General features: G+C 73.3%; 12 protein-coding genes and 1 pseudogene. 7 read left to right on the top strand and 6 right to left on the bottom strand.

Going from position 1 to position 13150, the window contains the following annotated elements:
- Positions 1–2: 2 nt before the first annotated feature.
- Complete coding sequence (locus AAW13_RS33315; protein ID WP_046727348.1) at positions 3–791, bottom strand: DUF3050 domain-containing protein; 789 nt, start codon at positions 789–791, stop codon at positions 3–5.
- Positions 792–999: 208 nt separating this feature from the next.
- On the opposite strand from AAW13_RS33315, the gene AAW13_RS33310 reads away from it, so the two are divergent.
- Genes AAW13_RS33310 through AAW13_RS33280 form a run of 6 tightly spaced genes read left to right on the top strand, consistent with a single transcriptional unit; the run spans position 1000 to position 9022 of the window.
- Positions 1000–1587, top strand: a complete 588-nt coding sequence (locus AAW13_RS33310; RefSeq protein ID WP_046727347.1) for a putative antibiotic biosynthesis monooxygenase — start codon at positions 1000–1002, stop codon at positions 1585–1587.
- A gap of 30 nt (positions 1588–1617) precedes the next feature.
- The gene (gene pabB / locus AAW13_RS44385) at positions 1618–3954 is read left to right on the top strand and encodes an aminodeoxychorismate synthase component I (protein WP_046727346.1); all 2337 of its coding nucleotides are present in this window, start codon (positions 1618–1620) and stop codon (positions 3952–3954) included.
- The gene (locus tag AAW13_RS33295; protein WP_046727345.1) at positions 3951–5459 is read left to right on the top strand and encodes an AMP-binding protein; all 1509 of its coding nucleotides are present in this window, start codon (positions 3951–3953) and stop codon (positions 5457–5459) included. Before pabB ends, AAW13_RS33295 begins: the two co-directional genes overlap by 4 nt.
- A gap of 23 nt (positions 5460–5482) precedes the next feature.
- Positions 5483–7033 (top strand): class I adenylate-forming enzyme family protein, encoded by a 1551-nt coding sequence (locus AAW13_RS33290; protein WP_240528802.1) that lies wholly within the window; start codon positions 5483–5485, stop codon positions 7031–7033.
- Complete coding sequence (locus AAW13_RS33285; protein ID WP_046727344.1) at positions 7030–8208, top strand: FAD-dependent monooxygenase; 1179 nt, start codon at positions 7030–7032, stop codon at positions 8206–8208. The genes AAW13_RS33290 and AAW13_RS33285 overlap by 4 nt, the downstream gene beginning before the upstream one ends.
- Before the next feature lie 25 nt (positions 8209–8233).
- The gene (locus AAW13_RS33280; RefSeq protein WP_046727369.1) at positions 8234–9022 is read left to right on the top strand and encodes an aminotransferase class IV; all 789 of its coding nucleotides are present in this window, start codon (positions 8234–8236) and stop codon (positions 9020–9022) included.
- Between the two features lie 110 nt (positions 9023–9132).
- Here AAW13_RS33280 and AAW13_RS33275 read toward each other — a convergent pair whose 3' ends face one another.
- Positions 9133–9618 carry a carboxymuconolactone decarboxylase family protein gene (locus AAW13_RS33275; protein WP_046727343.1) on the bottom strand — a complete coding sequence of 162 codons (486 nt, stop codon included), beginning with the start codon at positions 9616–9618 and terminating at the stop codon, positions 9133–9135.
- Between the two features lie 52 nt (positions 9619–9670).
- Entirely contained in the window at positions 9671–11113 is a 1443-nt protein-coding gene (pdxR, locus tag AAW13_RS33270; RefSeq protein ID WP_046727342.1) for a MocR-like pyridoxine biosynthesis transcription factor PdxR, read from the bottom strand.
- 46 nt (positions 11114–11159) lie between these two features.
- On the opposite strand from pdxR, the gene AAW13_RS33265 reads away from it, so the two are divergent.
- Entirely contained in the window at positions 11160–11657 is a 498-nt protein-coding gene (locus AAW13_RS33265) for a carboxymuconolactone decarboxylase family protein (RefSeq protein ID WP_046727341.1), read from the top strand.
- Positions 11658–11734: 77 nt separating this feature from the next.
- On the opposite strand, the gene AAW13_RS33260 is transcribed toward AAW13_RS33265, so the two are convergent.
- From AAW13_RS33260 to AAW13_RS33250, 3 genes and pseudogenes are all read right to left on the bottom strand, one after another.
- Positions 11735–12388, bottom strand: coding sequence for a chaplin (locus tag AAW13_RS33260; protein ID WP_338059071.1), 654 nt, complete (start codon positions 12386–12388; stop codon positions 11735–11737).
- Between the two features lie 153 nt (positions 12389–12541).
- Positions 12542–12820 carry a hypothetical protein gene (locus AAW13_RS33255; protein WP_046727339.1) on the bottom strand — a complete coding sequence of 93 codons (279 nt, stop codon included), beginning with the start codon at positions 12818–12820 and terminating at the stop codon, positions 12542–12544.
- 71 nt (positions 12821–12891) lie between these two features.
- Positions 12892–13150: pseudogene (locus AAW13_RS33250) on the bottom strand (hypothetical protein); the annotation flags it as partial.

The raw sequence follows: 13150 nt of genomic DNA, 5'->3' as shown, positions 1-13150 counted from the left end.
GATCAGCCCATCGCGTCCGTGATCCCGTCCCACAGGCGGGACCTGGCCTCCAGGGCGACGAGAACGGTCCCGACGGCCTCCGCCCAGCGCTGTTCGTCGGTGCCGCACAGGTCGGCGACCATCTGAAGGGCCATGGGAGTGTGCTCCTCGCCGTCGACCTCGATGTGGCGGGCCAGGTAGTCCCGGAAGAGCGGGAAGCGGTCGGTGCCCTCCTCCCTGACGACCTGGTCGAACATGTCCGGGATCAGGTCCTCCCTGGAGAAGGCGAACACGGCGGCCCGGCAGTGCAGCGGGCGGTCGGCGATGATCTCGAACGTGGTGCGGACGAACTCCGCGGCGGGGGCGGGGACCTGGGCCACCCGCAGGGCCGCGGAGACGTCGTGGCCCTCGGCGACGAGCGCGACGAAGGTGTCGATCGGGACGGTGTCGGCGGAGGCCTCGGCCATGGCCGCGCGGTACAGCTCGTAGTGGCTGGTGAAGCCGCCGTCGAGGGCGTCGCTCTCCTCCACGAGCACGATGTCGTTGACGAGCCGGCGGGCCACCGCCGAGCCGCGGGGCACCCAGGGCACGTCGACGCAGGTCAGTTCCCGCTGGAGCGACTTGAGCAGGGACATGAAGTCCCAGACGGCGAAGACGTGGTGGGTCATGAACGTCGCCAGCCGGTCCCGGTCGGATATCCGCCGGTAAAGCGGGTGCGCGGTCACCTCTTTACGCGCGGATTCGATCACCGCGCGCGCCTGATCGATTGCCTCGCGGCTTTCCCGGGTGAGCTCCCAGACATACCTCGACATGGCGTCTCTCCTTCGTTCCGGACCGCGATCGTGCAACTCCAGGGACCGCCGGGCAAGCACTTTCCGGAATTCCGCGAAAGTTACCCGAAGTAGTAGTCCACGGAAGGCGCCAACCCCATAGAAAGCGCTATAAAAAGTTACGTTCCGGACACAAAAAAATCTCGTTGAACCTGTGAACGCGCGTTGTGTCGATTGCGTAAAGGACAGCGTGACCAGTAATCCCGTCACCGTCACCGTGGCCTATCACGTGATGCCGGGTCGTGAGGGCGACTTCCACTCGTGGGGGTGGGCCATGCTGGGCGCGAGCGCCCGACAGCCGGGGTTCCTCGGCGGCGGCGTCCTAGTCGACCAGGAGGCGGAATGGCATGTCGTGTATCGCTTCGCCACCGAGGACTCGGCGCTGGCCTGGGAGAACTCCCTGGACCGCGGGCAGTGGGAGACCCGCACGGACGGCATCGCCCGCCCCACCGGGCGCCGTAGCGTACGGGGGTCGAAGGAGTGGTTCGACGCGCTGAACGGGCCGCCGCCCGCCGCGCCGCCACCCGCTCCGCCGGCCAAATGGAAACTGTGGTTCATCAACATGAGCGCGGTGTTCCCACCGGTCCTGCTCTTCAATATCGTCGTGCTGCCCTATCTCAGCGGCGTCAATCCGCTCATTCGCACGCTGGTGCTCTGCCTCTGCGTGACCGCGCTTGTCACCTGGATTCTCATGCCGCGGCTTCAGCGTTTCTTCAAGAAATGGCTGTATCCGCCGCTCCAGGCGCTGCGCGGGCGGCACAAACGACGGGCCGCATAGGCCCGGGAACGATCCGAGGGAGGTGGGCGGGTGAAGACCCTGCTCATCGACAATTACGACTCGTACACCTACAACCTGTTCCAGTTGATCTCCGAGGTCAACGGCGAGGAACCGGTGGTGGTCCGCAACGACGACGGGGGCGGCGCACTCCCCCGGCTCGCGGAGTTCGACAACGTGGTGGTGTCCCCGGGGCCCGGACATCCGGGGAACGGCCGTGACTTCGGCGTCAGTGCCCGGGTGATCGCCGAGGCCACCCTGCCCGTGCTCGGGGTGTGCCTGGGCCACCAGGGCATCGCGCTCGGCGAGCGGGCCCGGGTGGCACCCGCCCCGCAGCCGCGGCACGGGCACCTGAGCAGAGTGCGGCACGACGGGCGGGACCTGTTCGAGGGGCTGACCCAGGACTTCACGGCCGTGCGCTACCACTCCCTCGCGGTGCACGAGCCGCTGCCCGCCGCCCTGGAGGCCACCGCCTGGGCCGAGGACGGCGTCCTGATGGGCCTGCGCCACCGTGAACGGCCGCTGTGGGGCGTGCAGTTCCACCCGGAGTCGGTCCTCACCGAGTACGGCCACCGCATGCTGGTGAACTTCCGCAACCTCACCGCCCGCAGGGCCCGAAGGGCACGCACCAAGAACACCGCCGTCCCTCCGGCCGAGGCGGCCGTCCCCCAGCCGAGGTCGGCGTCCGGTGCGCGGAGCACGACGGGCGTGCCGGGTGCGCGGAGCGCCGCGGACGTGCCGGATGCGCGGAGCACCGCGGGTGCGGTCGATCCGGCGGGCGCCACGGGCGGTGCCGACGCGGCCGGGTTCCCGGCCGTCCTCCCCCGTGCGGGGCGCACGGCCAGGACCGCCGGTCCCCGCCCCGGCGCGGCCGTCCCCCGGCCCCGGCAGGGCGAGGTGCCCGCGTACCGGCTGCACACCCGCCGGCTCGCCGGCGCCGTGGACACGGAGGCCGCCTTCGGCCGCCTGTTCGCCGCCTCGGCCCGCTCCTTCTGGCTGGACAGCTCGCTCGTCGAGCGCAGCCGCTCACGGTTCTCGTTCCTCGGTGACGACACCGGTCCGCTCGCCGAGTTCGTGCGGTACGACGTGACGGCCGGGCGGTGCGAGGTGACACGGGCCGGACGGCCGCCGCGCAAGGTGTCGGCGAGCGTCTTCGACTACCTGAAGCGGCAGCTGACCAGCCGCCGGGTGGACGCCGACGGGCTGCCGTTCGACTTCACCGGCGGTTACGTCGGTTACTTCGGCTACGAGACCAAGGCCGACTGCGGCTCTCCCAACCGGCACCGCGCCGAGACCCCGGACGCCTGCTGGCTGTTCGCGGACCGGCTGCTCGCCGTGGACCACGAGGAGGACGTCACCTACGCGGTCTGTCTCGCCGAGGACACCCCGCAGGCCACGGCAGAGGCCGAGGAGTGGCTGGCGGACACGCTGGCCCAGCTCAGCTTCCTGGCACCGGGCGACCGCAGGCCGGCCCCGCCCGCCGCCGGCGCGCCCGATCCGGAGGCCGCCGAGCCCTGGCTGGTGCGCGACCGGGCCACCTACCTCGCGGACATCGAGGCCTGCCAACGGGAACTGCGGGCCGGCACCAGCTACGAGGTCTGCCTCACCGACGCGGCCCGGCTGCCCGCCCCGCCGGACCCGTACGCCTTCTACCGGGAGCTGCGCCGCGTCAACCCGGCGCCGTACGCGGCCTTACTGCGGTTCGGCGACCTGGACGTGGCCGGCTCCTCACCGGAGCGGTTCCTGCGGATCACCCGGGACGGGGTGGCGGAGGCCAGGCCCATCAAGGGGACCGCGCCGCGCGGTGCGACCCCGTTCGAGGACGGCCGGCTGCGGGACGCGCTGGCGGCGGACGCCAAGACCCGCGCCGAGAACCTGATGATCGTCGACCTGCTCCGCAACGACCTGGGCCGGGTCTGCCGTACCGGAACCGTCAAGGTGCCCCGGCTGATGGCCACTGAGTCGTACGCGACCGTGCACCAGCTGGTGTCGACGGTGACCGGCCGGCTGCGGGCCGGGACGGACGCCGTGGACTGTGTACGGGCCTGCTTCCCGGGCGGGTCGATGACCGGGGCGCCGAAGCTGCGCACGATGGAGATCATCGACTCGCTGGAGACCGAGGCCCGGGGCGTGTACTCGGGTGCGCTCGGCTACCTCGGGTGCAGCGGCGGCGCGGACCTCAGCATCGTCATCCGTACGGCGGTGATGGCGGGCGGCCGGATGCAGCTGGGCGCGGGCGGCGCGATCGTCCTGGACTCCGACCCGGCCGCCGAGTACGACGAGATGCTGCTGAAGACGGCCGCGCAGATGCGGGCCCTGCGGGCGCACACCGCGGCCGCGACGGACGCCGTGCGGGAGGCCGCCCGGTGACCCGGGCCCCCGCCGTCACGGCGACCGCCAACCTCGCCGCCCGGCTCACCGACCGCGCCGAACGGTACGGCTGGGACGGCCGGCCCGCCTTCCACCAGGGCCACCGCGTCTTCACCCACGGCGAGGTGCACGAGCTGGGGGCGCGGACCGCGACCGTCCTCGCGGAACACGGGGTCGGTCCCGGTGACCGGGTGGTCCTCGCGCTGCCCGACTCGATCGCCTGGGTGGTGGCCTTCCTGGCCCTCGCGCGGCTCGGCGCCGTGGCCGTCCCGGTCAACCCCGAACTCCCGGCGGCCGACCACGCGTTCATGGCCGCCGACACAGAGGCGGTGCTGTGCCTGACCGGCCCCGGCCTGGACGACCGTTTCGCGAGACGGGTCCGGCTCGGCGCCGACCAGCTGCTCGCGCTCGCCTCCGCCGCCGGGCCGGCCCCGGCCCACCCGGTCGACGCGGACACCCCGCTGTACGTCCAGTACACGTCCGGGACGACGGGCAGGCCCAAGGGGGTCGTCCACACCCACGCCGACCCGACCGCGTACCACGACCTGATCGGGCGGCGGCTGCTCGGCGTCACCGCGGACGACGTGACGCTGTCGGTGTCCAGGCTGTACTTCGCGTACGGCTTCGGGAACGCCTTCGCCTTCCCGCTCTTCTCCGGCTCCAGTGCCGTCCTGACGGACCGGCGGCCGGGGCCGGCCGCCGTGGACGAACTGGTCGCCCGGCACCGGGTGACCCTGGTGTACTCGGTGCCGTCCGCGTACGCGGCGCTGGTCGCCGACCGGGGCAGCGGGCACCAGGCCTGCTTCGCCTCGGTGCGGGCCGCCGTGTCGGCCGGCGAGGGGCTGCCGGCCGGACTCGGCGAGCGGGTCTCGGAGCTGCTCGGCGCGCCGCTGCTCGAACAGATCGGCTCCACCGAGGCCGGGCACGCCTTCTGCGCCAACAGCCTGGCCCACAACCATCCCGGGACCGTGGGCCGTCCGGTGCCCGGCTTCGAGGTGGAGCTGCGCGACCGCGACGGCCGTCCGGTGCCGGACGGCCACGAGGGCGAACTGTGGGTGCGCGGGCCGACGGTGACGCCCGGCTATCTGAACCGGCCCGAGGACACCGCCCGCACCCTGGTGGGCGGCTGGCTGGCCACCCACGACCGGGCGGTCCGCGAACCCGACGGCGCCTACCGGCACCTGGGCCGCACCGACGACATGGAGATGGTCGGCGGGATCACCGTCTCCCCGCTGGAGGTGGAGGCCGTGCTGCGCACCCATCCCGGGGTGCGCGAGGTCGCGGTGGCGGCGGTGCCCGACGGGTCCGGTGCCGGACGGCTGCGCGCCTTCGTCGTACCCGCCGCGACTCCGGCGCCGGACGGGCTCCAGGAGGAGCTGCTGGCGCTGGCCAGGCAGCGGCTGGCCGCGTTCAAGGTCCCGCGCAGCGTCAGCCTGCTGCCCTCCCTGCCCCGCACGTCGTCCGGGAAGCTCCGCCGCCATCTGGTCCGCCGGGGCGCGTGGTGACCATGACTGAAAGGACCGTCTCCATGCAGGAATCCCTGATCGGTGAGCGCGGCTTCTACCTGGGCCCGCTGTTCCGGCGGGCGGCCGACCGGCACGGTGGGGTGTTCGTCACCCTGGACCGGCCCCTGGACACCCACCCGGATCTCGGCGTCCGCCTCAGTTACGGGGAACTGGCCGACGCCGTCGAGGAGTTGTCGGCGCGCCTGTGGGCGGCCGGGGTGCGGCCCGCCGAGCAGGTGGTCGTCCACAAGACGGACAACGTCGACATCGTCCTGCTGACCTGCGCGGTGTCCCGGATCGGCGCGGTGCCCGTGCTGCTCTCGCCCACCCTGGCCGGTGAGGTGGTGGGCAAGCTGCTCGCCGGGCTCCGGCGGCCGTGGCTGGTCACGGACGCGGCGAAGCTCGCCGGCCTGGAGGTCGGGGGCCTGGTCCGGCAGACCCTCACCGTGGACAGCGTGCCCGGTGTGGTGTCCCTGCCGGAGCACGCGGGCGCCGAGATCCCGGCGCCGGTACGGCTGCATCCGCGCGAACCGGCCCTGATCACGCACAGCTCCGGCACCACCGGCCTCCCGAAACTCGCCGTGCACTGCCCGCAGACCATGTGGAACCGCCTGGTGCCGCAGCAGGCGCTGGGCTGGCCCACCCGCGGCGAGGTGGCGGCGCTGCACATGTCGTTCGTGCACTCGCGCTTCTACCATCTGCTCGGCGTCCTGCTGCACTTCGGCAGCCCGCTGCTGCTGATCACCGACCCGGACCCGGCGAAGGTCGGCCCGATGCTGGCCCGGCACCGCCCCGGCATCGTCGAGACCCACCCCAACACCTTCGTGCTGTGGGAGGAGCTGGCGGACGCGCCGGGCGCCCCGCTGTCCCGGGTCAGGTCGTACGGCTCGACGTTCGACGCCATCCACCCGCGCACGGTACGGCGGCTGCTCGACGCCTCCGGGCGCCGGTCGCCGTGGCTGATCCAGCTGTACGGGCAGAGCGAGACCGGGCCGGTCGCCTTCCAGTGGTTCACCCGCAGGAGCGCGTCCCGGGCGGACGGGCGGCGGGTCGGGATCGGGATACCGGGCTTCACCCGGGTCCGGGTCACCGGCCCCGACGGACGGCCCGCGGCTCCCGGCACGCCCGGGCGGATCGAGGCCCGCACCCGGGGCCGGATCCTCACCTACCTCGGCGCCCGCGAGCAGTACGAACGCCAACTCGACGGCGAGTGGTGGCAGATGGGCGACATGGGGTACCGCGACCGGCTGGGCGCGCTGTACCTGATCGACCGGGAGATCGACCGGATCGACTCCGTGCACAGCAACCTGGAGGTCGAGGACACCCTGATGGACCGGCTGGAGGAGCTGCGTGAGGTGGTCATCGTGCCGGGCGCGGACCGGGAGCCGGTCCCGGTGGTGTGCGTGCGCGGGGAACGGCCGCTGGACCTGGAGCGCTGGCGGGCGGCCACCGCCGACCTGCCCGCGATGGCGGAGCCCAGGCAGTGGCGGTTCGAGGAGCTGCCGATGACGGCGACCTGGAAGGTGAAGCGGGTGGAGATCACCCGGATGCTGGCGGCGGGTGTGCGCGCGTGACGCCCGTCGTGGTGGTCGGTGCCGGGCCCGTGGGCCTGTCGGCGGCGCTCGCGCTGCGTGCGCGCGACCTGCCGGTGCTGCTGCTCGAGGCGGACCCCGAGGACCGTGAACGGCCGGGCAGCCGGGCCCTGTTCGTGCACCGCGAGACCCTGGCACTGCTGGACGCGATGCGGCCGGGGCTGGCCGGGGAGATCACCTCCTACGGCCGGACCTGGCACACCCGGCGGACCCTGTACCGGGGGCGGGAGGTGTACTCCCGCACCTTCCCGCCCTCTTCCGGCCGACCGCCCTTCACCAGCCTGCGCCAGGTGGACACCGAGCGGTTCCTGCGGGCCGCGTGCGAGCGGGCGGGCGTGGATTTCGGGTGGAACGCGCGGGTGATCGGCGTCCGTTCCACCGCCTCGGGTGTCTCGCTGAGCTGCGCGGACGGGCGGGAGGTGACGTGCGGTCACGTCATCGCGGCGGACGGCGCCCGGTCCGCCGTCCGGGCCGGGCTCGGCATCCCCATGGAGGGCACGCACGGCGAGGGCTTCCACGTGGTCGTCGACGTGGCCGACAGGCCGGGCGCGGAACTGCCGCTGGAGCGGGTCTTCCACTACGAGCATCCGGGCGCCGGCGGCCGCAGCGTGATGCGCGTGCCGTTCACCGGGGGCTTCCAGGTGGACCTCCAGTGCCACGCCGGGGACCGGGCGGAGGACTTCGGTACCGAGGAGGCCGTCCGCCGCTGGCTGCCCGTGGTGGTCGGCGAAGGATACGAAGACCACGCGGACCGGATCCTGTGGGTGTCGACGTACCGCTTCCTGCGCAAGGTCGCGGCCTCCTTCACCGATCCGCACGAGCGGGTGCTGCTGGCCGGGGAGGCCGCGCACCTGTTCCCGCCGTTCGGGGCGCGCGGCATGAACAGCGGGATAGCCGACGCGGCGGCGGCAGCGGAGGCGGTGGCGACCGGCGCGGTGGCCGGCTTCGCGGCGGCGCGGCGGGCCGCGGCCCTGTTCAACAGCGAGGCGGCCGGGATCGCCCTGGACCATCTGCGGCCCCGGCGGCGGATCGTACGGCTCCGGCAGCGCGCGGCGGCGGCCCTGGCGCCCGTCCTGCCGTCCTGCGGATCCTGGCTGGAGCACGCCCCGTACGGGCCGCGGACCGGGGTACCGGTGCCGGCCGGCGGAAAGTACTGAGGAGGAGCGTGTGGGCGGTCGGGTGATGTCCGGGGAAGGGCTGCTGACGTGGTCGGCGGCCGGCGGTCTGCGGTCCGCCGGTGACGCGGCGCCGGGCGGGCGGCTGCTCGTCGCCGACTCCTGGCTGGTCCGGGACGGCCGGGTGCGTGCCCTCGACCGGCACCGGGAGCGTTTCCTGCGGTCCTGCGGCGAGTGCGGCGGGCCGCCGGTGTCCCGGCTGCGGGAGTTCTGGCAGGCGGTGGCGGCCGCCCTGCCGCGTACCGGCGAGTGGTTCCCCCGGGTCGAACTCGTGCCGGGTTCGCTGGAGTTGCGGCTGCGGCTGCGGCACGCGCCGCCGCTCGGGTCCGAGGTCCGGGTGTGGGCGGCCGGCCAGGCGGATCCGCGGACCGTCCCGCGCCGCAAGGGGCCGGACCTGGACACCCTGGCCCGGGTGCGCGGCCGGGCCACCGGGGCGGGCGCGCAGGAGGCGGTGCTGGTCACGCCCACGGGAGTGGTGCTGGAGGCGGCCACCGCGAGCGTGCTGTGGTGGGAGGACGGCACCCTGTGCCTGCCGTCTCCGCAGCTGCCCGTGCTGCCCGGGGTGACCGTCGCGCTCCTCCAGGAACGGGCGCTGCGCACCGGGGTCCCGGTCGCCCACCGGGACCGGACCCTGGCCGAACTGGACGGCCGGGAGGTGTGGCTGGTCAACGCGCTGCACGGGATCAGGCCGGTCGCGGGGTGGATCGGCGAACCCCTGCGGGCGGGCCCGGCGGCGCGCGCCGGGGAATGGCGGACGTGGCTGGACTCGGCCCTGCGGCCATTGCCGGCCCACTGAATTCTCAGAGCCGCCGCGGACGGCACACCGGCGGCACACGGGAAAAGCGCCGGGTCGAATACCGCTCCGTCCGACTCGGCGCCATTTCCGCTGCCTGAATTATTTCGGCATTACTTCTGCCGGGGCTGATAGGCGCCCGGCACCATGCGGGTGGCGATGGCGATCCGGTTGTAGGCGTTGATGACGGTGGCCGCCCAGATGAGGGCCGCGACCTGGTTCTCGTCGAACACCGCTGCGGCCTGCGCGTAGACCGCGTCCGGGACACGGCCGTCGGCGACCAGGGTCACCGCCTCGGTCAACTCCAGCGCGGCGCGCTCCCGTTCGGTGAAGAACGGGGTCTCCCGCCAGGCGTTCAGCGCGTAGATCCGCTGCTCGGTCTCACCCTGGGCACGGGCGTCCTTGGTGTGCATGTCGAGGCAGAACGCGCAGCCGTTCAGCTGGGAGGCGCGAATTCTGACCAGTTCCAGGAGTTCCGGTTCGACCTTGGCGTCCTGGGCGGCGGCGACGGCTGCGGCATGCAGGGAACCCATCGCCGCGGAGACGTCCGGGGTGATTTTCTTGAGGGCCACACGGGAAATCTGATCACCATTGCTCATGGGTGAGACTCTAGCTTCCAGAATTCAATTGCGCGGCCGGTTGTCCGGGAATTCAGGCGACGCTGATCACAGCCGGGTCGGACAGCACCGCGCACAGCACGTCCAGCGCTCCGGACCAGGCGTGGTCGGCCGGCGTGCCGTAGCCGAGGACGAGGGCGTCCGGTGCCTCGACGGCGGCCGCGGGGTGCCGGTGGCGCGGGGTGAGGCCCTCGACGGCGAGGCCGCGGGCGGCGGCGGCCCGGATCACCCGGCCCACGCTGCCGGGCGGGAGTCGCAGCACCACGTGCAGGCCCGCCGCGATGCCGGTGACCCGGATCGCCGGGGCCCGTTCGGCGAGGGCGGCGACCAGGGCGTCACGGCGCCGCCGGTAACGGGTGCGGGCGGCGCGGACGTGACGGTCGTAGCCGCCGGAGTCGATGAACTCGGCCAGGGTCAGCTGGTCCGGCGCGCCACAGGTGTCCACGCCGCCCTTGGCCGCGGTCACCTCGCGGGCCACGGCCGGCGGCAGCACCATCCAGGCCAGCCGCAGCCCGGGGGCCAGCGATTTGCTGGCGGTGCCCAGGTAGACCACCTCGTCGGGGGGCAGGCCCTGGAGGGCGCCGACGGGCCGGCGGTCGTAGCGGAACTCGCCGTCGTAGTCGTCCTCCCAGACCAGGCCGCCGGTGCGCCGCGCCCAGTCCACGACGGCCGCCCGCCGGTCGTGGTGCAGCGGCAGCCCGAGCGGGAACTGGTGCGAGGGGGTCAGCAGCACCGCGCCCGGTCCCGGCCCCAACGCGCCGGTGTCCGTGCCCAGTTCGTCCATGGGCAGGGCGAGCTGGCGCAGCCCGGCCGCGGTCAGCAGTTGCCAGTGTTCGTCGAGGCCGTACGCCTCCACGGCGACCGTGTCGGCCCCGCCGGCCCGCAGGGCCTTGCCGAGCAGGGTCAGGCCGTGGGCGAACCCGGCGCAGATCACGATGTGTTCGGGGTCGGCGCGCACGCCCCGGGCGCGGGCGAGGTAGGCGGCGAGCGCGGTGCGCAGTTCGACGCGGCCGCGCGGATCGCCGTAGCCGAACGCGTCGTTGGGGGCGGCGGTGAGGGCGCGGCGGGCGGCCTTGAGCCACTCGGTGCGCGGGAAGGCGGAGACGTCGGGGAAGCCGGCCCGCAGGTCGTAGGCGGGGCGCTGGGCGGTCGCGGCGGCCGTGGCCGTGGCGCGGGGGTCCGCGGGCAGGGCCGGTACGCCGGTCGCGACCCGGGTGCCGGAGCCCTGCCGGGCGGTGAGCCAGCCCTCGGCCACCAGGTCGGCGTAGGCGTCGGCGACGGTGTTGCGGGCGATGGCCAGGTCGGCGGCGAGGGAGCGGGACGAGGGCAGCCGGGTGCCGGGGAGCAGCCGGCCGCTGCGGACGGCCTCGCGCAGGGCGTCGGTCAGGCCGCGGCGCAGGCCCGGCCCGGCCGGTTCCAGGTGCAGGTCGATGCCCAGAGCCGTCCGAGCCGGCTCATTGGCCCATGTTTTCCGCATGGAAATGGACCATACCTCTGGGCTGCCTGGCTCCTAGGCTCGAGGCATGAGCACAGAAGAGACGGTTCAGTACGCGCCCGAGCACACCCCGCGCCTCGCCTGGGCGCAGCACGTCCCCGAGGTCTACAAGGCGATGGTCCGGCTGGACGGAGCGGCCCGTAAGGGGCTGGACGCCAAGCTGTTCGAGCTGGTGAAGATCCGCGCCTCGCAGCTCAACCACTGCGCGTACTGCCTCGACATGCACACCAAGGACGCGCTCGCGGCCGGCGAGAGCATCCAGCGCATCGTCCAGCTCAGCGCGTGGGAGGAGTCGAAGCACTTCTACACCGAGCAGGAGATCGCCGCGATCGAGCTGACCGAGGCCGTCACCGTGCTGACCGAAGGGTTCGTGCCGGACGAGGTCTACGAGCGGGCCGCCAAGCACTTCGACGAGGTGCAGCTGACCCAGCTGATCGCGTCGATCATCGTGATCAACTCCTGGAACCGGTTCGCCGTGACCACCCGTATGGTCCCGGGGCACTACACGCCGGGGCAGCACGGCTGAGCGCGGCGGACGTCCACGCGGGGACGGCGACGGCCCCGGGTCCGCCGTGCTCGGCGGACCCGGGGCCGTCAGCGTGATCAGGCGTAGGGCGCGTTGCTCGCCCCGGGCCGGAACCGGCGGTACAGCACCGCGCCGGCCGCCAGCGAGGCCAGGCTCACCATCGCCGGCGCCCAGGGGCTGGCCGCTCCGGTGTGGGCGAGCGTGTCGGTGGTCCGCTGCCGCACGACGGTGGTCGGCTTCGGGTGGGCCTTGGCCGGGTGGTGCGGCTGGGGGTGGACGCGGGGCGTCGACGGGGTGCTGGGGGCGGGCTCGTCGGACGGGCCGTTGGTGGACTCGTTGCCGAAGACCGGGTTGCCGACACCCACCACGTTGACGCTGTTGCCGCTGAAATTCACGGGCGCGTGGACCGGGACCTCGACACCGTTGCCGGAGAGGATGCCCGGCGAGTCGTGGGTGCTGCTGTCGGCCGTGGCCTGCCCCGAGTTGCGGGAGCCCGCCGAGGTCGCCTTGCCCGGCGCCTTGTGACTGCTGTTGGTGCACTTGTTGCCCATCGCGGGGTTGAGCAGCCCGATGACGTCCACGGTGTTGCCGCAGACGTTCACCGGGATGTCCACCGGCACCTGGATGGTGTTGCCGGACCCCAGACCGGGCGAGCCGCTCGCCGTACCGTCCGCGGCGGAGTCGGCGTGTGCCGTCCCCGCGACTGCCATCGCGCCGGAGGCGACGGCCATGGCGATCACACTGTTTCGGGTAGCCCGTTTCATGGGGTCCCTGCCCTTCCAGACGCGTCGCGGGCACTCACCCGGACTCGGTGTAACGCTGAGGAGATCTGCTGAGAGGTTTTTCTGCGGGGTTCTGCTGGGCCGCGTGGTTCGAGCGGCAGGTCAGAACGCCTGGTTGTTGCAGCCCATGTCGGAGCCGAGGTGGCTCTGCTGGGCGCCCGGGTTGCCCTCGCCGTTCAGCAGGTTGCCGGCCAGCCCGGTGAGGACGCCGACACCGCCGAGCACCTCGATGTTCATGTCGTGCGAGCGGCACTCGGTGCCCTGGGTGACGTCGATGTCGTGGCCCGGCTCACCGTGTGCGAAGGCGGTGCCGCCGCCGAACGAGCAGACGCTGCCGAGGACGGCGGCGCCCACCAGGGCTGCCTTGTGGAACGTGCGCATGGGGTACTCCGTGGGTCGAGCGGACCGGGATCCGCGACGGATCGAATGGTGGTGCGGACGGTGACGGGGGCTCAGCCGAGGCGCGGGAGACCCAGCTGCCCGACGGGAGGCGCCGCGACCTGGCCGAGGCCGACCGGTGCGAGGCCGGGCACGGCCGGCGCCCCGAGGACCGGGTTGACGAGCGGGTTCACCTGCGGGTTCACCTGGGGGTTCACCTGCGGGGTGACGCGCGTCGGGCCCTCCGGGGCGTAGCCCTGGGGAACGGCCAGCTGCGGCGCGACCTGCGGCATGACCTGAGGCATGACCTGGGGTACGACCTGGGGCGGGGCG

The sequence above is a fragment of the Streptomyces humi genome, assembly GCF_001005085.2.
Classification (GTDB): Bacteria; Actinomycetota; Actinomycetes; order Streptomycetales; family Streptomycetaceae; genus Streptomyces; species Streptomyces humi.
This window is presented reverse-complemented; position numbering and strand designations above follow the sequence as displayed.

Excerpts from the sequence above, each read along its gene's own strand:
- AAW13_RS33315 (WP_046727348.1), bottom strand. The coding sequence starts at position 791 with ATGTCGAGGTATGTCTGGGAGCTCACCCGGGAAAGCCGCGAGGCAATC.
- AAW13_RS33255 (WP_046727339.1), bottom strand. The coding sequence starts at position 12,820 with ATGCGCACGTTCCACAAGGCAGCCCTGGTGGGCGCCGCCGTCCTCGGC.
- AAW13_RS33265 (WP_046727341.1), top strand. The coding sequence starts at position 11,160 with ATGAGCACAGAAGAGACGGTTCAGTACGCGCCCGAGCACACCCCGCGC.
- AAW13_RS33260 (WP_338059071.1), bottom strand. The coding sequence starts at position 12,388 with ATGGCCGTCGCCTCCGGCGCGATGGCAGTCGCGGGGACGGCACACGCC.
- AAW13_RS33290 (WP_240528802.1), top strand. The coding sequence starts at position 5,483 with ATGCAGGAATCCCTGATCGGTGAGCGCGGCTTCTACCTGGGCCCGCTG.
- pdxR (WP_046727342.1), bottom strand. The coding sequence starts at position 11,113 with ATGCGGAAAACATGGGCCAATGAGCCGGCTCGGACGGCTCTGGGCATC.
- AAW13_RS33280 (WP_046727369.1), top strand. The coding sequence starts at position 8,234 with ATGTCCGGGGAAGGGCTGCTGACGTGGTCGGCGGCCGGCGGTCTGCGG.
- AAW13_RS33275 (WP_046727343.1), bottom strand. The coding sequence starts at position 9,618 with ATGAGCAATGGTGATCAGATTTCCCGTGTGGCCCTCAAGAAAATCACC.